Here is a 23,892-nt window from a genome sequence, read left to right as displayed (position 1 = left end):
AGGTTCACATCTTGCTCGGCGCACTGACGCCGAGAATCGCGAGGCCATTGTGCAGCACCCGCGCGGTGGCGGCGACGAGCGCCAAACGGGCTTTCTTGACGCTTTCGTCGTCGACCAGAATGCGCTCGGCGTCGTAGTAGCTGTGGTAGCTGGCGGCCAGCTCGCGCAGGTAGAACGTGACGTCGTGCGGCGCGAAATCCTTGGCGGCCGCGGTCAGCATGTCGGGGTACTTGGCGAGCAGCAGCATGAGCGCCTGCGCGGCCGGGCTCTCGAGCGCCGACAGGTCGACATCTTGCAGCGTCGCCGCGTCGCCGCCCCAGCTGGCGAGCACCGAGCAGATGCGGGCATGTGCGTACTGCACGTAGTACACCGGGTTGTCGTTGTTCTTCGCCACGGCGAGGTCGACGTCGAAGGTGTATTCGGTGTCGGGCTTGCGGCTCAGCAGGAAGAAGCGGACCGCATCGGTGCTGGTCCATTCGATCAGGTCGCGCAGCGTGACGTAGCTGCCGGCGCGCTTGCTGATCTTGACCTCCTCGCCGCCCTTCATGACGCGCACCATGGTGTGCAGCACGTAGTCGGGGTAGCTTGCCGGGATGCCCTCGCCCACGCCCTGCAGGCCGGCGCGCACCCGCGCGATGGTGCCGTGGTGGTCGGTGCCCTGGATGTTGACGACCGTGTGAAAGCCGCGCTCCCACTTGGCGACGTGGTAGGCCACGTCGGGCACGAAGTAGGTGTACGTGCCATCGCCCTTTTTCATGACGCGGTCCTTGTCGTCGCCGTAGTCGGTCGACCGGAGCCACAGCGCGCCGTCCTGCTCGTACGTTTTGCCGGCGGCCACGAGCTTGGCCACGGTCGATTCGACCCGGCCGCTGGTGTACAGGCTCGACTCCAGGTAGTAGTTGTCAAAGCGCACGCGAAACGCCTGCAGGTCGAGGTCTTGCTCCCGACGCAGGTAGGCGACGGCGAATTCGCGGATCGAGTCGATGTCGTCGATGTCGCCGCTCGCGGTGAACGCGCGATCGTCCGATTTCACGGTCTTCTTCGCTTTGAAATCTTCGGCGATGTCGGCGATGTAGTCGCCGTTGTAGGCCGCGGCTTTTTCGCCGCTCGGCCAGTCGGCGTCGCCGGGCTTCAGGCCTTTGGCGCGCATCTGCACGCTGCTGGCGAGCGTCTGGATCTGCACGCCGGCGTCGTTGTAATAGAACTCGCGGTACACCGCATCGCCCTGCGAAGCGCGCAGGTTGCAGATGGCATCGCCGAGCGCGGCCTGGCGACCGTGGCCCACATGCAGCGGGCCGGTCGGGTTGGCCGAGACGAACTCGACCAGCACTTTTTCGCCCGTCACGGGCTGACGGCCGTAGGCGTCGCCGGCAACGTGGACTTCGCGCACCACCTGCTGCTTGGCGGCCGTCTTCAGGCGGATGTTGAGAAAACCCGGGCCGGCGATCTCGACCGCCTGCACCCACTGCCCGAAAGCGGGCGTGGCCAGCAGGGCCGCGCTCAGTTCTTCGGCCAGTTCGCGCGGCTTCCGGCCGAGCGGCTTGGCGAGTTGCATGGCGGCCGTGCTGGCGAAATCGCCGTGCGCTGCCACCTTGGGCGACTCGAACGCGGCTTTGGCGCCAGCGCCGGGCGAGAAGGATTCGAGCGTGTTCGCGAGCGCCGCGAGCAGCTCCTGTTTGACCAATAGCATCCGTGAATTTTACGTGGGGCCAACCCCGGCTTCGCCCGATCGGTCATCCGCGAGCCCGTCTGGACCGTTAGCATGAATGGCCCCGGCCCGGGGCTGCTGTCACCCCATCAACCTTTCGAGGACAACCACACCATGAAAAAGCTCCTTTCCCTGATCGCTCTCGGCGCCTGTCTCTCGTTCGGCGCCCACGCGCAGGACAAGATGGCCGCGCCGGCCGCCGGTGCGACCTGCGATTCCAAGGCCATGGACAAGAACGGCAAGCCGCTGGCCGGCGCCGCCAAGAACAGCTTCATGAAGAAGTGCGAGAAGGACACGATGTCGTCCGCCGCACCCGCCTGCGCCGCCAAGGCCATGGACAAGAACGGCAAGGCCCTCGCCGGTGCCGCCAAGAACAGCTTCATGAAGAAGTGCGAAGCCGACGCCAAGGGCTGATCGCCGAGCCGACGCACACGACGTCACCTGCAAAAAAGCCCGCTGCGTGCGGGCTTTTTGCTGTGCGGGGCGGGCGCGCTACTTGCCGAAACCGCGCGCGAGGAACACGGCGACCAGCGGAATCACCGCGATCAGGTGCGCCTGCACCATCACCAGCCGGCGCGTCTTCTTGATGTCGGCCTCCGCAGGCAGCGCGCCCGTCGCGCGCAGCGCCTTGCGCCATCGAAAGTAGGTCAGTGTCGGGAAGATCGATACCACGCCGATGATGATGAAAAGCGTGAGCTTCACGTGCAGCAGCGGATGGGTCCAGTACCAGGCCGTGCCCTTGATGCCCCACACTGTGCGCGCGATGCCGGTGGCGAGCACCGCGAGGGCCGCGATGCCGTAGACCATGTCGATCTTCGCGAGCCGCTCGACCACCGCCGCGTTGAGCCACTGCACGCGGCACAGCGCGGCTTCGCTCGAGATGAAGACGACCATCGTGAGGATGGCGAGGATGTGCAGGTACGCGAGGATGGCTTCGAGCGTCATCGGGGGGCTTTCTGGAAACGTCGTGGGGTCGTGCCATTCTGCCTACGCCGCCCGGATTTCCCCGCCCCAGAACTCGGGGCGACCGTACTGCGCCTTGAGAAAGTCGAGCCACAGCCGCACGCGCAGCGGCAGGTGCTTGGCGTGCGGAAACACGGCGTAGATCCCGTTTGCCGGTGCCGCGAACGCATCGAGCAACGGCACCAGCAGACCGGCGTCGATCTCGGCCTCGACCTCCCAGGTGCTCCGCCAGGCGATGCCGTGCCCGGCCAGGCACCAGTCGTGCAGCACCTGGCCGTCGGAGCAATCGAGCGGACCGCTCGGCTTGAGGTGGATCACCTCGGTGCTTGCCTCGTCGCCGTGGCGCCTGGGCACGCGAAAGGCCCAGCCGCGGGTCTGCGACGCGTCGCTAGACAGCGTCAGGCACGCAAAGCGCGCCAAGTCGCTCGGTTGCTGCGGCGCGCCGTGCCGGCGGATGAAGTCGGGCGTCGCCACGCAACGGCGCCGGTTGTCGGCCAGCCGCAGGCTCACGAGCGACGAATCGGGCATGTCGCCGACCCGCACCGCGCAGTCGTAGCCTTCGCCGGCGACGTCGATCACACGGTCGCTCAGGTTGAGCGAGATGCGCACCTCGGGATGCAGCGCGTGAAAACGCGGCACCAGCGGCGCGACGTGGCGACGGCCGAAACCCGCAGGCGCCGTCACGCGCAAATGACCGCTGGCCTTGACGCCGCCGGCACTCACGCTCGCCTCCGCGTTCGCGAACTCGACAAGGAGGCGCTGGCAATCCTCCAGGAACGCGCTGCCTTCGTGCGTCAACGTGATGCGGCGCGTGGTGCGCACCAGCAATTTCACGCCGAGCCGCTCTTCCAGCGCATCGATGCGCCGGCCCATGATGGCGGGCGCCACGCCCTCGGCCCGCGCCGCCGCCGTGAGGCTGCCGCGCGTTGCGACGGAGGCGAAGGATTCGAGTTGCGTGAGGCGGTCCATGCTCAGCCGGCGCGCGTGGCTTGCCGCGCCTTGAGCGCATCGATCTCCGCGTCGCTGTAGCCCACTTCACGCAGCAGCGCGTCGGTGTGTTCGCCCAGGAGCGGCGGCTGCAGGCGGATGCCGGGGCGCTCGCCATCGAGCGTGAACGGCGCGAGCGGCACCGTCGACGTGCTGCCGTCGTTCATGCGGATGGGCGCCAGGCCACCGGTCTCGTTGAGATGCGGGTCGTCGAACAGTTCTTGCGGCTTGACGATCGGTGCGAAGGGCAGCTCGTTGGCCTCGAACACCGCGCTGAGCTCGGCCGCGCTGCGGTCGGCCAGGTGCGACCGCAGGATCGGCATCATCCAGTCCCGCGCACGCACGCGGTCGTTGTTGGTCTTCAGGCGCGGATCGGCCTGCAGGGCTTCGAGCCCGAAGGCCTTGCAGAAGATGGCCCACTGCTTGTCGCTCACGGCCGCCAGAAAGACCTGCTCGCCGCCTTTGACGGTGAAGACGTCGTACACGCCCCAGGCTGAAATGCGACTGGGCATCGGGTCGGCGGCGCGGCCGGTGGCCGCGAACTGCATCATGTGCTGCGCGACCAGGAACACGTTGTTCTCGAACAGCGCGGACTGCACCTCGCAGCCCTTGCCCGTCCGCTCGCGCTGGCGCAACGCGGCCATCGCACCGATGGCGCCGAACATGCCGCCCATGATGTCGTTCACGCTGGTACCGGCGCGCAGCGGGTCGCCGGCACGGCCGGTCATGTAGGCGAGGCCGCCCATCATCTGCACCACCTCGTCGAGCGCGGTGCGGTGGTCGTAGGGGCCGGGCAAGAAGCCCTTGTGGCTCACGTACACGAGGCGCGGGTTCAACTTTTTCAGCGTGTCGTAGTCGAGCCCCAGCTTCTTCATCGTGCCGGGCTTGAAGTTCTCGCTCACGATGTCGGCGGTGGCAATGAGCCGGAGCGCTGCTTCCACGCCTTCGGGCTGCTTCAGGTCGAGCGCGATGCTTTTCTTGTTGCGGTTGAAGGTCGGGAAAAAGCCGGCGCCGGAGCCCAGCAGGCGCCGCGTGTCGTCGCCTGCGATCGGCTCCACCTTGATGACTTCGGCACCGAGGTCGCCGAGCAGCATGCCGCAGGTCGGCCCCATCACCATGTGGGTGAACTCAACCATCCGGATGCCGGCGTACGGCAGCGGTGAAGCCGGCTCAGACACGCAGCGCTCCTTGCACGAAACCTTTGGGCAGTCCGGCTTCCGGCGTCATGCCGTACACCGGTTCGCCGGGCAGTCCGGCCCGGAGCGGCTCGCGCGCGACCAGCAGCTTCTCGAGGTCGATGCCGGTGCGCACGCCCATCGCCTCGAACATGAACACGAGGTCTTCGGTGACGACGTTGCCCGAGGCGCCTGGCGCGTACGGACACCCGCCGAGCCCGCCGAGCGACGCATCAAAGGTGCGCACACCCTCTTCCCAGGCAGCGAGGCAGTTCGCCAGGCCGAGGCCGCGGGTGTTGTGCATGTGGGCCGCACCGGCGCGCGGGCCGAGCTCTGCGCGCAGGCGCTTGAACAGCCGGCGAACCTGCGCAGGGTTCGCGTAGCCGACCGTGTCCGAGAGCCCGGCTTCGTCGGCGCCGGCTTCGGCGCACTGCGCGGCCAGGCGGATCACTTCGTCTTCGGGCACGTCGCCCTGCAAGGTACAGCCGAACGCCGTCGAAATGCCGGCTTCGAGCTTCACGTGCGGCGCGATCGCGCGGCGCAGTTCGGAGATCGCGCGCACTTCCTCGACCATTTCTTCGCGCGTCTTTCGCACGTTGGCAAGCGAGTGCGCCGCGCTGGCCGACACCGGCATCGTGAGCTTGTGGACGCCGGCCGCGAGCGCCGCTTCGGCGCCGCGCCGGTTCGGCACCAGCGCCATCACCGTGAGGCCGGGCAGCGTGATCGCGTGCTTGACCACTTCGGCGGCGTCGGCCATCTGCGGCAGCAGCCGCGCCGGCACGAACGAGGCGACTTCGATCTCGCGCACGCCAGCCGCGTGCAGCGCGTCGATCCAGCGCAACTTGTCGGCGGTCGGCATCGTCGCCTTGACCGATTGCAGGCCATCGCGCGGGCCGACTTCACTGATAAGAATGTCGGGAACAGAACGGAAAGCAGGCGTCAAAACGGGTCTCCTCGGGGCTGGGTACATTGTGCTGCGCGCCTCGTCTCGTCTCGCGTTGATTACCCCGGTTTTTGTCAGCAATCAATCGCCTTGCGGCTTCTTAATGGCAGGCACGGTATCAAATAAAGTAGCGGCATGCGCCTCGCACGGCGCGGCTTTCCCGCATTCCATCCCTTTTCAGAGGCAAAACCCATGACTGAACGCACCACTGTCCACGGCCTGCAGGTCGCGACCGAACTCCACCGCTTCGTCGAAGACAAGGTGCTGCCCGCCACCGGCGTGGACAGCGCGACCTTCTGGAAAGGCTTCGATGCGATCGTGACCGACCTCGCACCGAAGAACATCGCGCTGCTCGCCGAGCGCGACCGCATCCAGACCGAGATGGACAGCTGGCACCAGGCCCACCCCGGCCCGATCGCCGACATGCCCGCCTACCGTGCGTTCCTCGAAAAGATCGGCTACCTGCTGCCCTCGCCCAAGGGCGCGAAAGCCACCACGACGAATGTCGACGCCGAGCTCGCACAGCAGGCCGGCCCGCAACTGGTGGTGCCGATCCTGAATGCGCGCTACGCCCTGAATGCCGCCAACGCGCGCTGGGGTTCGCTGTACGACGCGCTCTACGGCACCGACGCGATCCCCGAGACGGGCGGCGCCGACAAGGGCAAGGGCTACAACCCGGTCCGCGGCACGAAGGTCATCGAGTTCGCACGCGAAGCGCTCGACCAGGCCGCGCCGCTGGCCAACGGCTCGCACAAGATGGCGACCGGCTACAGCGTGAAAGACGGCGCCCTGCACATCGCGCTGCAGAGCAGCAGCACCGTGCTGGCCGACCCGGCGCAGTTCGTCGGCTACCAGGGCGACGCGGCGGCGCCCTCGTCGGTGCTGCTCAGGCACAACGGCATCCACATCGACATCCAGATCGACCGGAACACCGTGATCGGCAAGACCGACCCCGCCGGCATCAGCGACGTGATCATGGAAGCGGCGCTCTCGACCATCCTCGATCTGGAAGACTCGGTCGCTGTGGTCGACGCGGCCGACAAGGTGGTCGCCTATGCGAACTGGCTCGGCATCATCCAGGGCACGCTGACCGAAGAAGTCGCCAAGGGTGGCAAGACCTTCACGCGCGGCCTGAACCCCGACCGCGAATACACCGCGCCCGACGGCAGCGGCACCGTCAAGCTGCATGGCCGCTCGCTGATGTTTCTGCGCAATGTGGGCCACCTCATGACCAACCCGGCCATCCTGTACGGCGCCGGCACCGAAATTCCGGAAGGCATTCTCGATGCCGTGGTCACGACCACCATCGCCACCATCGACCTGAAGCGCAAGGGCAACTCGCGCAGCGGCAGCATCTACATCGTCAAGCCGAAGATGCACGGCCCGGCCGAAGTGGCCTTCGCGAGCGAGCTGTTCGGCCGCGTCGAACAGCTGCTCGGCCTGCCCGCGAACACGGTGAAGCTTGGCATCATGGACGAGGAGCGCCGCACCAGCGTGAACCTCAAGGCCTGCATCGCCTCCGCCGCCGCGCGCGTGGCCTTCATCAACACCGGTTTTCTCGACCGCACCGGCGACGAGATGCACACGGCCATGCAAGGCGGCCCGATGCTGCGCAAGGGCGACATCAAGGGCACGAAGTGGATCGCCGCCTACGAGAAGAACAACGTGCTGGTCGGCCTCGATTGCGGCCTGCGCGGCAAGGCGCAGATCGGCAAGGGCATGTGGGCCATGCCCGACCTGATGGCCGACATGCTCAAACAGAAGATCGCGCACCCCAAGGCCGGCGCCAACACCGCCTGGGTGCCCTCCCCCACCGCGGCGACGCTGCACGCGCTGCACTATCACCAGGTCAACGTGGCCGATGTGCAGAAGGAACTGGAAAAGATCGACGCCGACGCCGAGCGCGACGCCATCCTGAACGACCTGCTGCAGGTGCCGATCACCTCGACGCCGAACTGGGCCGCCGCCGAGAAGCAGCAGGAGCTCGACAACAACGTGCAAGGCATCCTCGGCTACGTGGTGCGCTGGATCGACCAGGGCGTCGGCTGCTCCAAGGTGCCCGACATCCACAACGTCGGCCTGATGGAAGACCGCGCGACGCTGCGCATCTCGAGCCAGCACATCGCCAACTGGCTGCTGCACGGCATCGTGACGAAGGCGCAAGTGAACGAGACCTTCGAGCGCATGGCAGCCGTGGTCGACGGCCAGAACGCGGGTGATGCGCTGTATCAGCCGATGGCCGGTCATTTCAAGACGTCGGCCGCCTACCAGGCCGCGCAGGATCTGGTGTTCAAGGGCATCGATCAACCGAGCGGCTACACCGAGCCGCTGCTGCATGCATGGCGCCTGAAAGTGAAGGGCGAAGCCTGACGGGCTGAGCGCACCTTCTAGAAACGGCACCTTCGGGTGCCGTTTTTCATTTCCGGCATTGCTTGCCGTGCATCCGGTGTTGTCCTACGAATCCAGTTGCACTTCTTGACCGTAATGCTCTCAAGCGCTTTGCGCCTCCGCGCTGTTGGCGGTTCCACAGACCTCAAAAATCAACTTTCATCCAGGAGCCTTTCCATGAAAAAACTCATGATTGCAGTCGGCGTTTCGGTTCTGCTCAGCGCGTGCGCGGGCGGCATGGGCATGAAGAACGACGGCATGGGCATGTCGGGCAGCGGCATGTCGTCGAACATGTCGAATCCGATGGTCGGCGGCGCACCGATGTACGCCAACAAGGACATCGTCGACAACGCCGTGAACTCCAAGGATCACACGACGCTGGTTGCCGCGGTGAAGGCTGCCGGTCTGGTCGACACGCTCAAGAGCCCCGGCCCGTTCACCGTGTTCGCACCGACCAACGACGCCTTCGCCGCCCTGCCGGCCGGCACGGTCGACACGCTGCTCAAGCCAGAGAACAAGCCCACGCTGACCAAGGTGCTGACGTACCACGTGGTGCCGGGCAAGATGGACGCCGCCGCGCTCAAGAGCGCGATTGCGGCCGGCGGCGGCAAGGCCATGCTCAAGACCGCGAGCGGCGGCACGCTGACCGCCACGATGAGCGGCAACAACGTCATGATCACCGACGCCAAGGGCGGCACGGCCATGGTGACGATCGCCAACGTGTACCAGTCGAACGGCGTGATCCACGTCGTGAACAAGGTGCTGCTGCCGAGCTGATCCCGACCACGCGGCGAGGGCGGCCTACCAGGGCAGCCGCTCGCCGCTGTAGGAGAAAAAACCGCCGCTCTCGTCCGGACCCGATCGGTCCATGACGCGCAGCAGGTCGGTGGCCGCGTCCGACGCGGCGCGGCCGATCTCGGCGCCGTTGAACGGCGCCGAGAGCCGCGAATCCACGGTGCCCGGATGCAGCGCCAGCACCACCGATCGCGGGTTGCGCCGCCGCATTTCGATCGATGCCGTCTTCACGAACATGTTGAGGGCGGCTTTCGACGCCCGGTAGCTGTACCAGCCACCCAGGCGGTTGTCGCCGATGCTGCCGACCTTGGCTGACAGGAGCGCGAGCACGCCGCGCTGGACGTCCAGCAAGGGACCGAAGTGCGCGAGCACCATCGCCGGGCCGAAGGCGTTGATGCGGAACACGTCCGTCATTCTTTCCACGTCCAGATCCTGCAGCCGTTTTTCCGGCGAGAAGCCGGCGCCATGCAGCACACCCGCGGCGTGGACAACGAGATGAAACGGGCCTTGTGCCGCCAGCGACGCGGCACACGCGCGAATGCTGCCCTCGTCGCAGAGGTCGAGCGAGGGCGTCGTATGGCGTCCGATGGCGATCACGCGCGAACAGCGCGCATGTTGCGCGAGATGCGCCAGCAGCGCTCCGCCGATCGCGCCGGATGCCCCGATCACGATGGCGCGAAAGCCCTCGGGGAAAGACGTCAGCGGCAGGTTTTCGAGGTCTGTCATGGGCGGCCAGTGGGGCAGTCAGCGCCGCGCTGACTATCATGGACACAAATGTTAACCGCCCAATTCGTTCGACAGCTGCGCATCCTGCACGTCGAGCCGTCCGAAACCGACCATCGCCGGGTTTGCGATGCCCTCGGGCTGGACCGTTCGGGAGGAACCCTCTCCCGCGTGGAGACGCTGGCAGCGTTCAGGGACCGGATGTCGCGCCAGGACTGCGACGTGGTCGTGTGCGCTTACCACTGCGTGGGCTTTACCGCGATGGCGGTGTGGGAGGAATTGCTGGCGCTGCCAGGCGTGCCGCCACCGCTCATTGTGTTGTCCGGCTCCGCGAGCGAGGCCGATGCGATCGATGCGGTGCGCCGTGGGGTGAGCGACTTCGTGCGCAAGGACGCGATGGAGCAGCTGCCGCGCGCCATCCTGCGGGCCCGCGACGTGAACAAGATGCGCACCGCCAAGGAACATTTGCAGGTCGAGCTGGCCGGCTCGATGCGCCGTTCGGCCGAACTCAACGAACACCTGCAGTCTTGCATCGAAGAGGAGCGCCATTCGATCGCACGCGAAGTGCACGACGAGATCGGTGGCTGGCTCGCGGCACTGAACTTCGACCTGGCCTGGATCGGCCGGCATGCCAGCGACCCTGCCGTGCTCGATCACGTCTACGGCGCCACTGAAACACTGCAGCACGCCATCGGCGCATGCCAGCGCATCGTGCAGGACCTGCGTCCGCCGATCCTCGACCAGGGCATCGTGGCCGCTGTCGACTGGCTGGCCACCGCCTTCGAGCGGCGCACCGGCGTCAAGACCGCCTTCACCGCCACGCAGGAAACCATCGATGCGCCCGACGCAGTGCAGTTGGTGGCCTACCGCACCGCGCAGGAGGCGCTGACCAACATCGCCAAGCACGCCGATTGCAGCGAAGTGCGCATCGACCTCACCGATGGCGAGAGCGTGCTCACGCTGGAGATCACCGACAACGGCCGCGGCCTGACCCGCGCCGAACTCGACAAGCCCAAGACCTTCGGCTTGAAGGGCCTCGGCGAACGTGCGCGCACCGTCGACGGCTGGCTCGACATCACCAACCACGGCGGCGTGGGCACGTCGATCATCCTGTCCGTGCCGCTGGGCGAGAAAGTTAAAGAATCATGATTCATGTGGTGCTCTGCGACGACCATGCGGTGGTGCGTCGCGGCATTCGGGACACGCTGTCGGAAGCGGTCGACATCAAGGTCACCGGCGAGGCCGGCGGCTACGCGGAACTGCGCGAACTGCTGCGTTCCACGCCCTGCGACGTGCTGCTGCTCGACCTCAGCATGCCCGGCCGCGGCGGGCTCGAAGTGATGACCGCACTGAACGAAAGCGATTCGCCGGTGAAGGTGCTCGTGGTGTCGATGTTCCCGGCCGACCAGTACGCGATCCGCTGCCTGCGCGCCGGCGCCAAAGGCTACGTGAGCAAGGCCGGCGACCCGGACGAACTCATCGCCGCCACGCGTACCGTCGCACAAGGCCGCAAGTACGTGACGGCCGAAGTGGCGCAGATGCTGGCCGACTCGGTCTCGCGCCCGTCGCTCGAGGCGCCGCACGCGGCGTTGTCGGAGCGAGAGCTCCAAACGCTCGTGAAGATCGCTTCGGGCCAGCGTCTCTCCGATATCGCCGAAGAGCTGATGCTGAGCCCCAAGACCGTGAGCGTGTACCGCACACGCGTCATGGAAAAGCTGGGGTTGCCGACGAATGCGGCGCTGACGGTTTATGCGATTCGGAACAACCTGATCTGACGCGCTGTCGAGGCCCGCGCGCTATCGACCACACCATTGCTGCTCGCAGGGAATTCCATTTCCGTCGCCGTCCATCTTCACGGCCGGGCAGTGGGCGAGAAAGTACTTTGCTTCGGCACACGACTTCATCTGCGAGCAGTACTTTCGCCCGTCGCAATTGAACGATGCCGGCCCGACGGCCACCGGAGGCGCGACCTTGTCGGCAGGTATTGAAACCACAGCCGCGCGGCGCTTCTTTTCCTCCGTATTCAATTCCTGGACCGTGGGCTGTTTTCTTCCCGCCTCCGGTGCACACGGACCCTGCTGATAAGTGATCGTGCCGTTGACGACGCACTTGCTCACCGGCGCGGCAGCAACCGCGGAGGCCGCGAACAGAAGGCCCGCAACCACGGTGAAGGCGAGTGAAGTTTTCAGCATGTCCATGGCTCCGATCAAATTCGCCCCATCATCTGCTCCATCAGCATCACCAGCGGCTGCTCCATCATCGGCAGCGTCAGCGTGATGCCGGCCAGCCCGGCCACCAGCGTGACGGGGAAGCCGATGGCGTAGATGTTCATCTGCGGAGCGACGCGCGAGATGACGCCGAGCACCAGGTTGGCGAAGAGCAGCAGGCCGATCATCGGCAGCGCGATCCACAGGGCGCTCGCGAACAGTTCGGCGCCGAGCTCGTGGATGCGCATGCGCGCCAGGGCCTGCATGAAGCTGCCGCCGATCGGGAACGCATCGAAGCTTTTCATCACCGCCATCACGATGGTGAGGTGGCCGTTGATGGCGATGAACAGCAGCATCGCCATGTTGCCGAGAAAGGTCGACACGGCGCTGGTCTGCGCGTTGCTCATCGGGTTGAAGAACGAGGCGAAGTTCAGGCCCATCTGCAGCCCGACCAGCTCGCCCGCGAGTTCCACCGCGGTGAACACCAGCCGCACGATGAAACCGATCGCCATGCCGATGCCCACCTGCTGGACCAGCGTGCCGAGCAGCGCCGGGCTGTCGAGCGGAATCACCGGCTGGCCCTGCAGCGAGGCCTGGGCGCACAGCGCGATCATGAAAGCGAGGCCGATGCGCGCGCGGATCGGGATCGCGCGCGTGGAGAAGATCGGCGCGGTGGTGAAGAGCCCGAGCACGCGCAGGAAGGGCCACAGCACCGGCATCAGCCAGCCCATGAGCTGGGCTTCGGTGAAGGTCAGCATGGCGGCGGCGCGTGGCGGCTACAGCACCATCTGCGGAATCGATTCGATCATGCGGCGGATGTAGTCGACCAATGTGTTGAGCATCCACGGCCCGGCGACGGCGAACACCGCGACGGCCGCGATGAGCTTGGGCACGAAGGCCAGCGTGGCTTCGTGGATTTGCGTGATGGCCTGGAAGATGCTCACCAGCAGGCCAACGGCCAGCACGGCGAGCAGCACCGGCAGCGACACGGTGAGCAGCAGCACCAGGGCTTCCTGGCCGAGCGTGAGGGCGGTCTGTGCGTTCATTGCACGAAGCTCGCGGCGAGCGAGCCGATCAGCAGATTCCAGCCATCGGCCAGCACGAACAGCATGAGCTTGAACGGCAGCGCCACCAGCACGGGCGACAGCATCATCATGCCGAGCGACATCAGGATGCTCGAGACCACGATGTCGATCACGAGAAACGGAATGAAGATCATGAAGCCGATCTGGAAGGCCGACTTCAGCTCGCTCGTCGCGAAGGCCGGGATCAGCACCCGCATCGGTGCGGTGTCGGCCTTGACCTCGGCGGGCAGCCTGGCGAGCCGCGCGAACAGCGCGAAGTCGGATTCGCGTGTCTGCTTGAGCATGAACTGACGCATCGGCGCCTCGGCCTTTCCGATGGCGGCCTCGAAGCTCAGGGTGTTGTTGGTGTAGGGCAGGTAGGCGTCTTCGTAGACGCGGTCGATGGTCGGCCCCATCACGAAGAAGGTGAGGAACAGCGACAGGCCGATCACCACCTGGTTGGGCGGCGCCGACTGCGTGCCCAGCGCCTGACGCAGCAGCGACAGCACGATCACGATGCGCGTGAAGCCGGTCATCATGAGCAGGATGGCGGGCAGGAACGACAGTGCGGTGAAGAACAGCAGCGTCTGCACCGGCACCGAATAGCTGTTGCCGCCCGCGCCCGTGCCGATCACCAGCGGCAACTGCCCACCGGCGGCGGTTTGCGCCAAGGCACCCAGGGGCAGCGCGGCCAGCAGCGACAACGCGGCCAGCCCGAGTCGACGAACCTTAGACATCGATGGCGCCTTCGGCGTTGGCCGGCAGCGTGTGCAGGCAGGTGATCGCCTGCCCCGTCACACCCAGCACGAGCCAGGTGCGTGCGCCCTGCGGGCCGACTTCGACCGTGACCACGCGCTGCTGCGGCCCGAGCGCCACGGTGGAGAGCAGCTTCGACGCGCTCCCGACGTCGATGCCCGCGGCGCCGAGCCGGCGCTGTTGCAAGCGGCGCAGCGTATAAGGCATCGCGCCCAGCAGCGCGATGAACAGCACGACGGTGATGAGGCTCTGCGTCATTCGACCTCGCGTACGGTTCAGGCGCGGTGGATGCGGCGCAGCCGCTCCGACGGCGTCACCACGTCGGTGAGGCGAATGCCGAACTTGTTGTTGACCACGACCACCTCGCCTTGCGCCACCAGGTAGCCGTTGACCAGCACGTCCATCGGGTCGCCGGCCAGCGCGTCGAGCTCGACGATCGAGCCCTGCGCCAGTTGCAGCACCTGCTTGATCGGCACCTTCTTGCGGCCGAGTTCGACCGACAGCTGCACCGGGATGTCGAGCACGCGCTGGATGTCGTTGAGCGGTGCCGCGTTGGCCGCGTTGCCGTTGGCACCGGGCTGCTGCGCTTCGAGTGCTTCGGCCCAATCGGCGCCGGTGGAAGACGAAATGGTTTGTTCTTCAGTGGACATGGGAGCCTCCGAGCCAGTGGGCGCTGTCGCTGCGCACACATTCGTCGATGCGCAGGGCGTAGCGCGCGTTGTGGGTGCCGTAATGGCAGGCGAAAACAGGGGTGCCGTCGACCGCCGCGACGATGCGCGAGGCGCGATCGAGCGGGATGAAGTCGCCGGGCTTCATCGCGAGCAGCTGGCCCACGGTGAGTTCGGGCTGGGCCAGTTCGGCGGTGAGCGTGACCTCGGCCGCCTGGATCTCGCGCGTGAGCTGCGTGACCCAGCGCCGGTCTTCGGCGATGGCGTCGGCCTGCTGCGCGCCGTAGAGCACATCGCGCACCGGGTCGAGCGCGGCCCACGGCTTGCAGATGCGCACCGCGCCCTGCAGGCCGCCGAAGCTCACCTGCAGCGTGGTGACCAGCACCAGATCGGCCGGGGCCGCGATGTTGACGAAGCGCGGATGGGTTTCCGAGCGCTGGAACTCCAGCTCGAGCGGGTAGATGCCTTTCCAAGCCTTGGCGTAGTCGGCGCACACGAGGCCCAGCAGGCGCTGGATCACGCGCTGCTCGGCCGGCGAAAACTCGCGGCCTTCGATCGGCGCCTGCAGCGTGCCGGCACCACCGTAGAGCGAGTCGACCAGCGCCGAGACGAGCGTCGATTCGCACACCACCAGGCCGCTGCCGCGCAACGGGCGCAAGGCCATCACGCTGAAATGGACCGGCGCCGGCAGCACGCCGAGGAATTCGGAGAAGCGCTGCACCTGCACCGGCTCGATCACCACTTCGGGGCTGCGCCGCGCGAAGTGGAACAGGCTGGTGCGGAAGTAGCGCTGCATGCGTTCGTTCACGATGTCGAGCGTCGGCATCGGCCGGCGCACCATGCGTTCCTGCGCGCCCATGTCGTACTCGCGCACGACCGCATCGGCCATGCGCTCGACGGCGTCGTCGATCGGCGCCGCTGCAGCCGCGGCGTCGGTGGGAATGTCGGTGACTTCGTCCATGGCGGGCGCGTGCGTCTTTGCTCTTACTGGACGATGAAGCTGGAGAACAGCACGCCGTTGATCGGACTCGGCTCGACCGCGCGCTTCTTCTTGCGCTTGGGTGCAGACTCTTCGGCGTCGCCATCCGCATCGGCCTTCGGCTTGGCCTTGGGTGCTGCATCGGCGACCTCGTAGCCGATGGCGCGCGAGACCTCCGTGACGATGTCGTTCGCGAGCTTTTCCTTGCCGTCGCGCCGGAGCAACTCTTCCGACGTGCGTTGCGACACCAGCATCAGCACGCTGCTGCGGATGGCCGGCATGTAGGTCTTGATCTTCTCGGCGGTCTTCTCGTTGTCGATGTCGAGCGTCACGCCGATCTGCGCGAAGCGCTCGCCACTGCCGTCGGCCAGGTTGACGACCATGCTCTCCAGCGGCAGGTAGGTCGGGGCGTGCTTCTCGGCCGGCGCGTGGGCCACGGGCTCGTCGTCGGTGGCCGCGGCCGCGCGCTTCTGCAGGAAGTACCAGGCGCCGCCCGCGCCACCGCCGAGCATCGCCACGGCGACGACGATCAGCATCAGCATTGATTTCTTGCCACCCTTCTTCGGCGCTTCGGGGGCCTGGGCAGTGGCAGTGGCAGCAGGGGCGGACACGGGATTTCCTTCGGTTGCGGCAGGAACGACCCTTGGCGCGAGGCGCGGCGGGGTCTGCATGGAACCGATTATTCGAGTCCGCCGCCTTTCCCAAGCCCCGATAAAAGGGGGGAAAGCGGCGCTTTAGCGGTGCTTCGACCGCGGCTAGACGTACAGGTCGAGCGCGCGTTCCGTCACCGTGCGAGGCCGCGCGGCTGGCGCGGCCACGGGGTCGAGACTGCCGGAGCCGCCCGGGGGTGTGCCGGAACGCAGGGCGCGCTGCGCATCGCGCGCGGCTTCCTGCTCGGATCCGCTGCCGGACTGGCCGACCGACGCGCCCGAGAGCATGAGCCCTTCGTTTCCGAACATTTCCTTCAACTGCGGCAGTGCGGCGCCCAGCCACTGGCGCGCCTCGGGCGAGTCGCTGCGAAAGGCCACATGCGCCTCGTTGCCGGTGATCTGCACGGTCACCGACACCGGCGCGCCGTCGGGCATGTCGAGCTTGAGTTCGGCGCCCTGGCTGCGGTTCGCCATCCACCAGCTGACCTGGTCGACCAGCCGCTCGGTGAAGCCGGCGCCGGCGCCTGAAGCGGTCGCGCCGGAGGCGTCGGGCGCGCTGATCAGCGGCGGCGCCGCCAGTGCCGTGTCGTTGCCGGTCGCGAGGCCGGCGTGGCCCGCACTGCCGTCCGGCGCGCGCTCCAGGCGACGCCACGGAGCGGGAATTTCATTGGCCAGCGCGGTTGCCAGGACAGGCGCTGCTACGGCGAATTCGGCAGCAGGCGCGAGCGCGCGGGTGCTGGCCGCGGCATCGGTGGCGGCCGCGGCGGCCGTCGCACTCGCGGCGGTCTGGCGCGTCGCGGAGACGGTGCCCGCCTCCTGCGTGGCGGCGGTGCGCAGCGGATCCTTGCGCCCTTCGTTCTTCCCATCGGCACGACCGAGCAGGGCCACGCCGAGCGCGGCCGAGGGCGTGTCCACCGTGCCGGTGTCGCGGGCCACACCCGGCGTGGTCACCGCGGGCCGCGGCGCCAGCGGCGGGGTCGGCAGGCCGGAGGCTTCGGGCACGCCTTGCGGATCGCCGACGCGGCCGATGCCGGCGGTCACACCGGCCATGACGGACGTATCGGACGGCGGCACGCCGGTGTCGCGCACGGGTGGCGGCATCACGCCGACAGCGCCGAGCGTGCTCTGTGCCAGCAACAAGGCAGAAGGGTCGACCGGGACCGGTGCGGCCACCACGGGTTGTGCGGCTGCAGGAAGTGCAGCATCGGTCGGCGCGCTGCCGTCGGTGGTCTTGACCGTATCTTCCAGTGTGTCGGATGCACTGCCCTTCGATACGGCCGACGTGCAGTCCGCGGGCGCCTCGTCCATCGACGCAAGCACGGCGCCGAAGGTGCCGATGGCTTCTGGCGCGGCGGACTTGCCGCGCGACGCGGTACCCGAGGCGGGGGCACTCGCTTCGCTGCTCCGTGCGATGTCGATGGCCATCAGATGCCTCCCAGCACGCCGCCGGCCAGGCGACGGTATTGAAGCGCGGCCTGCTCGTCGGAGATCTTCTGCTCGCGCCGGTCGAGTGCGCGACGCTGTGCGCTTTCGCGGCGCGCATAAACCTGCAACAGGCTTTCGCGCCGCATCTCGGCCACGCGCAACCGGTCGGCCAGCAGCGCGACCATGCCGGCCTGCTGCGCCACGGTGCCGGTCTGCAGGCCGATCGCGTGCGTCAGCCGCTCCATGAATTGATAGTGGTGGACCATGATTTCGGGCGCGCAGCGCGCGGCCTGCACGGTCCAGCGGGCCTGCGTCTCCTGCGCGTAGCTGTCGAGCTGGTCGAGCTGCACCTGCGCCGCGAGCCAGCCCTGGCGCGCCTGGGCGAGCCGCTGGGCGGCGGCGTCGCGCTCGCGCGTGGCGAGTGAGACGGCGGTCTGCAAGGCGCTCAGGTCGGACATGGTTCGGCTTTCGGGGAGTTCACTGACAACAGGGCTCAGGCGCGGTCGCCGAGCGTGCCGGCCATGGCGCCGATGCTGGCGCCGAGCGCCGCGCCTTCGTACATGTCCTGCTGGAGAAAGGCGGTCATGGCCGGCTGCAGGCGAATTGCTTCGTCCAGCGCGGGGTCGCTGCCCGCCGCGTAGGCGCCCAGACGCACCAGGTCGCGGCTCTGGCGGTAGCGCGAATAGGTTGCGCGAAAGCGGCGCGCGCAGTCGTTGTGTTCGCGCGAAACCACGTTGTGCATCACGCGCGAGGCGGACTGCTCGACGTCGATCGCCGGAAAGTGCGCTTCTTCGGCCAGCGAACGCGACAGCACGATGTGCCCGTCGAGGATGGCGCGGGCCGCGTCGGCGATCGGGTCCTGCTGGTCGTCGCCTTCCGACAGCACCGTGTAGAACGCGGTGATCGAGCCGACGCCGTTGAGCCCGTTGCCGCTGCGTTCCACCAGCTGCGGCAGCTTGGCGAAGCACGACGGCGGATAGCCCTTGGTGGCCGGCGGCTCGCCGATGGCCAGCGCGATTTCGCGCTGTGCCATCGCGTAGCGGGTGAGCGAATCCATGAGCAGCAGCACGTGCTGGCCACGGTCGCGAAAGTACTCGGCCACCGCGGTGGCGTAGGCCGCGCCCTGCATGCGCAGCAGCGGCGGCGAATCGGCCGGCGCAGCCACCACCACCGAGCGCGCACGGCCTTCGGGGCCGAGGATGTCTTCAACGAATTCCTTGACCTCGCGACCGCGCTCGCCGATCAGGCCGACCACGATCACGTCGGCTTCGGTGTAGCGGGCCATCATGCCGAGCAGCACGCTCTTGCCCACGCCCGAGCCGGCGAAGAGGCCGATGCGCTGGCCGCGGCCGACGGTGAGCAGCGCGTTGATCGCGCGCACGCCGGTGTCGAGCGGCTCGCGCACCGGGTCGCGGTCCATCGCGTTGATCGGTTGCCGGTCGAGCGGTTCGGCCGACACATCGTCGAGCGGGCCTTGATGGTCGAGCGGCGTGCCTTGCGGGTCGACCACGCGGCCGAGCAGGCCGGCGCCGAGCGGCAACCGGAGCACGCCGACGCGTGCGGTCACGTCGCGTTCGGGCTCGCCCAGCCGCGGAATCGGCACATAGGGCGGCGCCGGCATCACGCTGGCCCCGCTGGAGAGGCCGTGCACGTCGCCGGCCGGCATGAGGTAGGCGCGCTGGTCCGAAAAGCCGACGACTTCGGCCAGCACCGGCGCCTGGTTGCCCATGCGCACCAGGCACTGCGAGCCGACCGGCACGCGCAGGCCCGCTGCCTCCAGCACCAGGCCGGTCAGGCGGGTGAGCGTGCCACGCAGCGCGAGCCCCGCGTCCTGCGAGGCGCGCGCCTGCGCGTCGTCCATGAAGCGTTGCCAGACCTGGCGTTCAGGCGGCATCACCGTCCTCCTCGCGCCATGGCATCGAAAGGCCGAGGCTGGCGACGGCGCGCGACCAGCGCGACGCCACGCTGCCATCGACCACCGCACCGGCCGATTCGACCAGGCAGTCGCCCGGCTGCACGGCCGTGTCTGAAAGCACCGTCACCGCCTGGCCCGAGAACTGCGCACGCAACGCGTCGTCGAACAGATCGAAGTCGACCGGTGCGAGCCGCACCGTGGCAGCGCGGCCATCGGCCAGCAGCAGCGAAAGCGCCTCGTGCACCACCGGCTCGAGCGCGTTGGGGTCGGTCGCGAGCTCGTGCCGCAGCACCTGACGCGCAAGCGCGCAGGCGATCTCCAGCGTGCCGCGGGCGATCGACTGTTGCGCATCGGCCAGGCCCGCCTCGGCCGACTGCAGCAGCGACGCGAGCCGGCGCGCCGCGTCCTGGCCTTCGTTGATGCGGTAGATCGCGTGCCTCGCTTCGGCCTCGGCCAGCGCCTCGGCGCGGCCGGCCGCGACGCCTTCGGCATGACCTGCCGCGTGGGCGTCGCGCAGCGCTTTCGGATCGGAGATGCCGCCTTCTGGCACGGCCCCGCCGTTGCCCACCGCGCCGAACTGCCAGCGCGCGACATGCGCGATGTCTTCGCTGGCGATGAGTCGGGTGCTGCTGCTTCGCATCGCGTCAGACCATGCCGCCGCCGGCACCGCCACCCAGGACGATCTGGCCCTCGTCGGCCAGACGGCGCAGCGAGCGCAGGATTTCCTTCTGCTGCGCCTCGACCTCGGACAGCCGCATCGGGCCGCGCGATTCGAGGTCTTCGCGCAGCGCTTCGGCGGCGCGCGACGACATGTTCGACAGGAACTTGTTGCGCAGCGGCGGCGCCGCGCCCTTGAGCGCGATGATCAGCGTCTCCGAGGCCACTTCCTTCAAGAGCAGCTGGATCGACTTGTCGTCCAGCTTCATCACGTCGTCGAACACGAACATCAGCTCGGCGATCTCGGAGGCGAGGTCGGGGTCGTGGCTGCGAATGGCTTCGATCACCTGCGTGTCGACGCCGGCACCGAGCAGGTTGATCATGCCGGCCGCCGTGCGCGCGCCACCGAGCGACGGCTTCAGCACCTTGGCGCCGCCGGCCAGCACGCGGAACATCACTTCGTTCAAATCTTCGAGCGCGGCCGGCTGGATGCCTTCGAGCGTGGCCACGCGCAGCAGCACTTCGGCGCGCTGCTGTTCGGGCAGCTTCACCAGGATGGCCGAAGCCTGCTCGGGCTCCAGGTGCACCAGGATGGCGGCGACGATCTGCGGGTGCTCGACCTTGAGCAGTTCGGCGACTGAGGGCGCGTCCATCCACTTGAGGTTTTCGATGCCGGTGAGGTCGCCGTTCTGGAGAATGCGGTCGATCAGGATCGAGGCTTTTTCTTCGCCCAGCGCGTGCTTCATCACGGCGCGCACGTAGTCGCCGGTGTCGGCGGCAAAGAGGCTCTGGCCCGCGGTCGCCACCACGAAGCGGTCGGCCACGGCGCCCAGGCGCTCGCGCGAGACGGCCCGGGTCCTCGAGATGGTTTCGCCGAGCTTCTGCACCTCGCGCGGCGACAGGTGGCGCAGCACTTCGCCGGCTTCGTGTTCGCCAAGCGACATCAGCAGGATCGCTGCGTCGTTGAGGCCTTGTTCGTCCATCGCGCGTTCGCCTTGTGCGGGTCAGGCCGATGCGGCCGCGGCTTCGTCGCCGTTGACCCAGGTCTTCACGATGTTCGCGACCGCGACCGGGTTCTGGCGCGCCATCTGGCGGGCGCCTTCGAGCCGGGCCTGTTCGGGCGCGGCCGGCGGCGGCAGGGCTTCGGCGATGGAGGCGAGCGCGGGGCGCTGCGGCGTTTCGGACAGCATCGCGTCGAGCTGGCTGCCCGGCAGCTGCGGCGGCGCGGCCGCCGCCAGGGTCTTGAGGCCCGGGCGAACCAGGCCGAGCAGCACGATCGCGCCGATCAGCACCAGGCCGATCGGCCAGGCGAAGCTGCGCGCCGTGTCGAGCGTTTGCGGATTCTTCCAGATCGGGACTTCAGCGACCTCGTTGCGCTCGGCGAGGAACTGCGCGTTCATGAGGTTGACCGAATCGCCGCGGTCCTTGCTGAAGCCGATCGACTCGCGCACCAGCGCCGTCATCTGCTCGATCTGCTGGGCCGACAACGCGGTGGCCGCGCCGGGCCTGCCCTGGGCATCGACCACGCTCTGGTAGTTGATGACGACGGCCGCGCTCAGCCGCTTGATCTGGCCGGTCGCGCTGCGCACGGTCCGGGTGGTCTTGTCGACCTCGTAGTTGGTCGTGGACTCGCGCTTGCCCGGCGGCCGGGCGGCCGCTGCACCGGCGGTGGCCGTGGTGCCGGCTGGCGTGAGCGGTGCGGCACCGCCGTTGACGGGCGCCGAAGACGGGCCGGGCGGCTGGTTCGACGTGGCACCCGGCACGCCCGACGGCGCAGCGGCCACGGCAGCCGCGCCGGTGCTCTCCACCGTCTGCTGGCTGCGTACCGCGCTGGCGTCGGCCGACAGGTTGGGCTTGTGCTCTTCCGACGTGGCTTCGGTCTGCGAGAAATCGACGTCGGCCGTCACCTGCGCCTTGACGTTCTGGCGGCCGACCATGGGCTCCAGCATGTCGAGGATGCGGCGCGCATATTGCTGTTCGATCTGCTGGGTGTATTGCAGTTGCTGGGCGTCGGCGCCACTGCCGGATTCGTTGTTGTTGTTCGACAGCAGCTTGCCGGTGTCGTCGACCACGCTCACCGCGGCCGGGTTCAGCTCCGGCACGCTGGAGGCGACCAGGTGCACGATGCCGGCGATCTGGTTGCGCTCGAGCGTGCGGCCTGGATGCAGCGTCAGCAGCACCGAAGCGGTGGGTTTCTGCTGCTCGCGAAAAAAGCCGTTCTGATTGGGCAGCGCCAGGTGCACACGGGCGGCCTGCACCGAGCCGAGCGCCTGGATCGAGCGGGTGAGCTCGCCTTCGAGCCCGCGCTGGAAACTCAGCTTCTCCTGGAACTGGGTCATGCCGAAGCGGTTGTTCTCCATCAGCTCGAAGCCGGCGACCGAGCCCTTGGGCAAGCCCTGCGAGGCCAGGCGCAGGCGCAGGTCGTGCACGCGATCGGCCGGCACCATCACCGCGCCGCCGCCTTCGGAGTACTTGTAGGGCACGTTCATCTGCGCGAGCTGGGCGATGACGGCGCCGCCGTCCTTGTCGGCCAGGTTGGCGTAGAGCACGCGCCAGTCGGGCTGGCGACCGATCACGATGGCCGCGATGGCCACTCCGACCAGCAACACGACGCCGATGGCAAAACGCATGCGCTGGCGCGAGTCCAGGCTGGCAAGCTTGCGCGACCACGGGGCGGTGGTGGCGAGGGGGACGGGTATTTCGACGACGGCGGACATGGGTGTGTGTGGGCTCTGGGCGTGGCACGATTATTCGGGCCGACCCATTCCGCATAAGCCCGATAAGGCGCGCCTTTCCGGCTCAATTCCCGGCCATGCCACGGTCGACCGCCTTTAGCATCACGACCATGGACCTCCGCCTCAACCCCGTCACCGCCCCGCTCACGTCGCGTCCGGCCGGGGCTGCACGCGCCGCCACCGGTGCCGTCCAGGAAGCCGGCTTCGCCGGCGCCCTGTCCGGCGCTCTCAAGGCCGTGAGCGCCGCCCAGGGCGACGCCTCCACCCTGCAGCGCGAAGTTCAGCTCGAAAATCCGAACGTCAGCCTGGAGCAGACCATGGTCGCGCTGCAAAAAGCGCAAATCGGCTTCCAGGCCACGCTGCATGTGCGCAACCGGATGGTTCAGGCGTATACCGACATCATGAACATGCAAGTCTGACCCCGCCCATGACCGAACCCCATTCCCTCTTCCCCGAGTTCACGATGGCGTTCCAGCCGATCGTGGACGTCGTGCGCCGCGAAACCTTCGCGTACGAGGCGCTGGTGCGCGGCCTGCAAGGCGAGGGCGCGCTGGACGTGCTGGGCCGCGTCGGCCCGGACGAGCGCTACGCATTCCACGAAGCCTGCCGGACCCGGGCGATCGAGATGGCTGCGGCGCTCGGCATGGACACGCGACTCAGCCTGAACGTCACCCCGGACGATCTTTCCGGCCAGGCCGAGTGTTTTCGCACCGCCATGCGCGTCGCCTCGGCCTGCGGCTTCCCCGTGAAGTGGCTGATGTTCGAGATCACCGGGGGCGAACGCGTGGCCGACCTGCCGGGCCTCGCGGCCGCTTTTCGCACCTTCAAGCGCTACGGCTTCACGTCGACCCTCGACGATCACGACACCGGCTTTGTGCCGTTCGAGTTGCTGTCGTCGTTCCAGCCCGACGTGGTGAAGATCGACATGAGCGTCGTGCGCGACATCCAGCAGAAACCCGTCCAGCTCGACAACGTGAAAGACTTCGTCGCCACCTGCGACGAGCTCGGCATCCGGGTGATCGCCGAAGGGGTGGAAACCGCCGAAGAACTGACGGCCTTGCGCAAACTCGGCGTCACGCTGTTCCAGGGCTATTTGTTTGCAGAACCCGCCACGGGGAGGCTGCCGGTCGTGGACTGGGACGCCGTGTGACGCG

At 67.8% G+C, this 23,892-nt stretch carries 27 protein-coding genes; 7 read left to right on the top strand and 20 right to left on the bottom strand.

The genetic code is table 11. The features are described from left to right. Window positions 1-4: 4 nt before the first annotated feature. Entirely contained in the window at window positions 5-1,690 is a 1,686-nt protein-coding gene (gene argS, locus AX767_RS12265; protein ID WP_068631602.1) for an arginine--tRNA ligase, read from the bottom strand. Window positions 1,691-1,822: 132 nt separating this feature from the next. Between argS and AX767_RS12260 the strand changes: the two genes are divergently transcribed. Continuing rightward, on the top strand, window positions 1,823-2,122 hold the full coding sequence (locus tag AX767_RS12260; protein WP_068631601.1) for a hypothetical protein: 300 nt from the start codon (window positions 1,823-1,825) through the stop codon (window positions 2,120-2,122). Between the two features lie 78 nt (window positions 2,123-2,200). Here AX767_RS12260 and AX767_RS12255 read toward each other — a convergent pair whose 3' ends face one another. From AX767_RS12255 to AX767_RS12240, 4 genes are read right to left on the bottom strand one after another with little or no spacing between them, the layout of a single operon-like run. Then, window positions 2,201-2,653, bottom strand: a complete 453-nt coding sequence (locus AX767_RS12255; RefSeq protein WP_068631600.1) for a DUF2214 family protein — start codon at window positions 2,651-2,653, stop codon at window positions 2,201-2,203. A 42-nt stretch (window positions 2,654-2,695) separates the two neighbouring features. After that, complete coding sequence (locus AX767_RS12250; protein WP_068631599.1) at window positions 2,696-3,640, bottom strand: LysR family transcriptional regulator; 945 nt, start codon at window positions 3,638-3,640, stop codon at window positions 2,696-2,698. 2 nt (window positions 3,641-3,642) lie between these two features. Continuing rightward, window positions 3,643-4,794, bottom strand: a complete 1,152-nt coding sequence (locus AX767_RS12245; RefSeq protein WP_335338857.1) for a CaiB/BaiF CoA transferase family protein — start codon at window positions 4,792-4,794, stop codon at window positions 3,643-3,645. A gap of 34 nt (window positions 4,795-4,828) precedes the next feature. Beyond that, a complete protein-coding gene (locus AX767_RS12240) occupies window positions 4,829-5,803 on the bottom strand; it encodes a hydroxymethylglutaryl-CoA lyase (protein ID WP_068631597.1) in 975 nt (324 codons plus the stop codon). A 165-nt stretch (window positions 5,804-5,968) separates the two neighbouring features. On the opposite strand from AX767_RS12240, the gene AX767_RS12235 reads away from it, so the two are divergent. After that, window positions 5,969-8,146, top strand: coding sequence for a malate synthase G (locus AX767_RS12235; RefSeq protein ID WP_068631596.1), 2,178 nt, complete (start codon window positions 5,969-5,971; stop codon window positions 8,144-8,146). Window positions 8,147-8,341: 195 nt separating this feature from the next. Further along, window positions 8,342-8,941 (top strand): fasciclin domain-containing protein, encoded by a 600-nt coding sequence (locus AX767_RS12230; RefSeq protein ID WP_156481035.1) that lies wholly within the window; start codon window positions 8,342-8,344, stop codon window positions 8,939-8,941. 24 nt (window positions 8,942-8,965) lie between these two features. Here AX767_RS12230 and AX767_RS12225 read toward each other — a convergent pair whose 3' ends face one another. Continuing rightward, complete coding sequence (locus AX767_RS12225) at window positions 8,966-9,685, bottom strand: SDR family NAD(P)-dependent oxidoreductase (protein WP_210392471.1); 720 nt, start codon at window positions 9,683-9,685, stop codon at window positions 8,966-8,968. A gap of 48 nt (window positions 9,686-9,733) precedes the next feature. Here AX767_RS12225 and AX767_RS12220 point away from each other — a divergent pair, with 48 nt between their 5' ends. Both AX767_RS12220 and AX767_RS12215 read left to right on the top strand, forming a co-directional pair. Further along, window positions 9,734-10,831 (top strand): hybrid sensor histidine kinase/response regulator, encoded by a 1,098-nt coding sequence (locus AX767_RS12220; RefSeq protein WP_068631595.1) that lies wholly within the window; start codon window positions 9,734-9,736, stop codon window positions 10,829-10,831. Then, entirely contained in the window at window positions 10,828-11,457 is a 630-nt protein-coding gene (locus tag AX767_RS12215; protein ID WP_068631594.1) for a response regulator, read from the top strand. The genes AX767_RS12220 and AX767_RS12215 overlap by 4 nt, the downstream gene beginning before the upstream one ends. Before the next feature lie 21 nt (window positions 11,458-11,478). On the opposite strand, the gene AX767_RS12210 is transcribed toward AX767_RS12215, so the two are convergent. The 14 genes from AX767_RS12210 to fliF all read right to left on the bottom strand — a co-directional run bounded on the left by AX767_RS12210 (window position 11,479) and on the right by fliF (window position 22,720). Beyond that, entirely contained in the window at window positions 11,479-11,880 is a 402-nt protein-coding gene (locus AX767_RS12210) for an excalibur calcium-binding domain-containing protein (protein ID WP_237288429.1), read from the bottom strand. An 8-nt stretch (window positions 11,881-11,888) separates the two neighbouring features. Next, window positions 11,889-12,647 carry a flagellar biosynthetic protein FliR gene (fliR, locus tag AX767_RS12205; protein WP_068631593.1) on the bottom strand — a complete coding sequence of 253 codons (759 nt, stop codon included), beginning with the start codon at window positions 12,645-12,647 and terminating at the stop codon, window positions 11,889-11,891. Window positions 12,648-12,665: 18 nt separating this feature from the next. Continuing rightward, window positions 12,666-12,935 carry a flagellar biosynthesis protein FliQ gene (fliQ, locus tag AX767_RS12200; protein WP_068631592.1) on the bottom strand — a complete coding sequence of 90 codons (270 nt, stop codon included), beginning with the start codon at window positions 12,933-12,935 and terminating at the stop codon, window positions 12,666-12,668. Further along, the gene (gene fliP, locus AX767_RS12195; RefSeq protein WP_068631591.1) at window positions 12,932-13,690 is read right to left on the bottom strand and encodes a flagellar type III secretion system pore protein FliP; all 759 of its coding nucleotides are present in this window, start codon (window positions 13,688-13,690) and stop codon (window positions 12,932-12,934) included. Before fliP ends, fliQ begins: the two co-directional genes overlap by 4 nt. Further along, window positions 13,683-13,967, bottom strand: a complete 285-nt coding sequence (locus AX767_RS12190) for a FliO/MopB family protein (RefSeq protein WP_068631590.1) — start codon at window positions 13,965-13,967, stop codon at window positions 13,683-13,685. The genes fliP and AX767_RS12190 overlap by 8 nt, the downstream gene beginning before the upstream one ends. A gap of 17 nt (window positions 13,968-13,984) precedes the next feature. Beyond that, window positions 13,985-14,359, bottom strand: coding sequence for a flagellar motor switch protein FliN (fliN, locus tag AX767_RS12185; RefSeq protein ID WP_068631589.1), 375 nt, complete (start codon window positions 14,357-14,359; stop codon window positions 13,985-13,987). Continuing rightward, window positions 14,349-15,338: a flagellar motor switch protein FliM gene (gene fliM / locus AX767_RS12180; protein WP_068631588.1), complete on the bottom strand. Its 990-nt coding sequence runs from the start codon at window positions 15,336-15,338 to the stop codon at window positions 14,349-14,351. The genes fliN and fliM overlap by 11 nt, the downstream gene beginning before the upstream one ends. A gap of 23 nt (window positions 15,339-15,361) precedes the next feature. Continuing rightward, entirely contained in the window at window positions 15,362-15,967 is a 606-nt protein-coding gene (locus AX767_RS12175) for a flagellar basal body-associated FliL family protein (RefSeq protein ID WP_237288427.1), read from the bottom strand. Window positions 15,968-16,111: 144 nt separating this feature from the next. Then, a complete protein-coding gene (locus AX767_RS12170; RefSeq protein ID WP_068631586.1) occupies window positions 16,112-17,431 on the bottom strand; it encodes a flagellar hook-length control protein FliK in 1,320 nt (439 codons plus the stop codon). Then, window positions 17,431-17,889, bottom strand: coding sequence for a flagellar export protein FliJ (locus tag AX767_RS12165; protein WP_068631585.1), 459 nt, complete (start codon window positions 17,887-17,889; stop codon window positions 17,431-17,433). Before AX767_RS12165 ends, AX767_RS12170 begins: the two co-directional genes overlap by 1 nt. Before the next feature lie 35 nt (window positions 17,890-17,924). Next, window positions 17,925-19,292: a flagellar protein export ATPase FliI gene (fliI, locus tag AX767_RS12160; protein WP_210392640.1), complete on the bottom strand. Its 1,368-nt coding sequence runs from the start codon at window positions 19,290-19,292 to the stop codon at window positions 17,925-17,927. A 22-nt stretch (window positions 19,293-19,314) separates the two neighbouring features. Continuing rightward, window positions 19,315-19,986, bottom strand: a complete 672-nt coding sequence (locus tag AX767_RS12155; protein ID WP_082755147.1) for a FliH/SctL family protein — start codon at window positions 19,984-19,986, stop codon at window positions 19,315-19,317. A 4-nt stretch (window positions 19,987-19,990) separates the two neighbouring features. After that, a complete protein-coding gene (fliG, locus tag AX767_RS12150) occupies window positions 19,991-20,986 on the bottom strand; it encodes a flagellar motor switch protein FliG (RefSeq protein WP_068631582.1) in 996 nt (331 codons plus the stop codon). Window positions 20,987-21,007: 21 nt separating this feature from the next. Beyond that, on the bottom strand, window positions 21,008-22,720 hold the full coding sequence (fliF, locus tag AX767_RS12145; RefSeq protein WP_068631581.1) for a flagellar basal-body MS-ring/collar protein FliF: 1,713 nt from the start codon (window positions 22,718-22,720) through the stop codon (window positions 21,008-21,010). A gap of 128 nt (window positions 22,721-22,848) precedes the next feature. Here fliF and fliE point away from each other — a divergent pair, with 128 nt between their 5' ends. Next, a complete protein-coding gene (gene fliE, locus AX767_RS12140; RefSeq protein ID WP_068631580.1) occupies window positions 22,849-23,157 on the top strand; it encodes a flagellar hook-basal body complex protein FliE in 309 nt (102 codons plus the stop codon). 8 nt (window positions 23,158-23,165) lie between these two features. Then, a complete protein-coding gene (locus AX767_RS12135) occupies window positions 23,166-23,888 on the top strand; it encodes an EAL domain-containing protein (RefSeq protein WP_068631579.1) in 723 nt (240 codons plus the stop codon). Window positions 23,889-23,892 lie beyond the last annotated feature (4 nt).

This window comes from Variovorax sp. PAMC 28711, from assembly GCF_001577265.1.
GTDB lineage: Bacteria > Pseudomonadota > Gammaproteobacteria > Burkholderiales > Burkholderiaceae_C > Variovorax.
Note: the sequence above shows the minus strand (reverse complement) of the source record. Positions and strands in the feature narration are given on the sequence as shown.

Coding starts and splice junctions, on each gene's coding strand:
- argS (WP_068631602.1), bottom strand. CDS start 1,690: ATGCTATTGGTCAAACAGGAGCTGCTCGCGGCGCTCGCGAACACGCTC.
- AX767_RS12260 (WP_068631601.1), top strand. CDS start 1,823: ATGAAAAAGCTCCTTTCCCTGATCGCTCTCGGCGCCTGTCTCTCGTTC.
- AX767_RS12255 (WP_068631600.1), bottom strand. CDS start 2,653: ATGACGCTCGAAGCCATCCTCGCGTACCTGCACATCCTCGCCATCCTC.
- AX767_RS12250 (WP_068631599.1), bottom strand. CDS start 3,640: ATGGACCGCCTCACGCAACTCGAATCCTTCGCCTCCGTCGCAACGCGC.
- AX767_RS12245 (WP_335338857.1), bottom strand. CDS start 4,794: ATGGTTGAGTTCACCCACATGGTGATGGGGCCGACCTGCGGCATGCTG.
- AX767_RS12240 (WP_068631597.1), bottom strand. CDS start 5,803: ATGTACCCAGCCCCGAGGAGACCCGTTTTGACGCCTGCTTTCCGTTCT.
- AX767_RS12235 (WP_068631596.1), top strand. CDS start 5,969: ATGACTGAACGCACCACTGTCCACGGCCTGCAGGTCGCGACCGAACTC.
- AX767_RS12230 (WP_156481035.1), top strand. CDS start 8,342: ATGAAAAAACTCATGATTGCAGTCGGCGTTTCGGTTCTGCTCAGCGCG.
- AX767_RS12225 (WP_210392471.1), bottom strand. CDS start 9,685: ATGACAGACCTCGAAAACCTGCCGCTGACGTCTTTCCCCGAGGGCTTT.
- AX767_RS12220 (WP_068631595.1), top strand. CDS start 9,734: ATGTTAACCGCCCAATTCGTTCGACAGCTGCGCATCCTGCACGTCGAG.
- AX767_RS12215 (WP_068631594.1), top strand. CDS start 10,828: ATGATTCATGTGGTGCTCTGCGACGACCATGCGGTGGTGCGTCGCGGC.
- AX767_RS12210 (WP_237288429.1), bottom strand. CDS start 11,880: ATGGACATGCTGAAAACTTCACTCGCCTTCACCGTGGTTGCGGGCCTT.
- fliR (WP_068631593.1), bottom strand. CDS start 12,647: ATGCTGACCTTCACCGAAGCCCAGCTCATGGGCTGGCTGATGCCGGTG.
- fliQ (WP_068631592.1), bottom strand. CDS start 12,935: ATGAACGCACAGACCGCCCTCACGCTCGGCCAGGAAGCCCTGGTGCTG.
- fliP (WP_068631591.1), bottom strand. CDS start 13,690: ATGTCTAAGGTTCGTCGACTCGGGCTGGCCGCGTTGTCGCTGCTGGCC.
- AX767_RS12190 (WP_068631590.1), bottom strand. CDS start 13,967: ATGACGCAGAGCCTCATCACCGTCGTGCTGTTCATCGCGCTGCTGGGC.
- fliN (WP_068631589.1), bottom strand. CDS start 14,359: ATGTCCACTGAAGAACAAACCATTTCGTCTTCCACCGGCGCCGATTGG.
- fliM (WP_068631588.1), bottom strand. CDS start 15,338: ATGGACGAAGTCACCGACATTCCCACCGACGCCGCGGCTGCAGCGGCG.
- AX767_RS12170 (WP_068631586.1), bottom strand. CDS start 17,431: ATGGCCATCGACATCGCACGGAGCAGCGAAGCGAGTGCCCCCGCCTCG.
- AX767_RS12165 (WP_068631585.1), bottom strand. CDS start 17,889: ATGTCCGACCTGAGCGCCTTGCAGACCGCCGTCTCACTCGCCACGCGC.
- fliI (WP_210392640.1), bottom strand. CDS start 19,292: ATGGACGACGCGCAGGCGCGCGCCTCGCAGGACGCGGGGCTCGCGCTG.
- AX767_RS12155 (WP_082755147.1), bottom strand. CDS start 19,986: ATGCGAAGCAGCAGCACCCGACTCATCGCCAGCGAAGACATCGCGCAT.
- fliG (WP_068631582.1), bottom strand. CDS start 20,986: ATGGACGAACAAGGCCTCAACGACGCAGCGATCCTGCTGATGTCGCTT.
- fliF (WP_068631581.1), bottom strand. CDS start 22,720: ATGTCCGCCGTCGTCGAAATACCCGTCCCCCTCGCCACCACCGCCCCG.
- fliE (WP_068631580.1), top strand. CDS start 22,849: ATGGACCTCCGCCTCAACCCCGTCACCGCCCCGCTCACGTCGCGTCCG.
- AX767_RS12135 (WP_068631579.1), top strand. CDS start 23,166: ATGACCGAACCCCATTCCCTCTTCCCCGAGTTCACGATGGCGTTCCAG.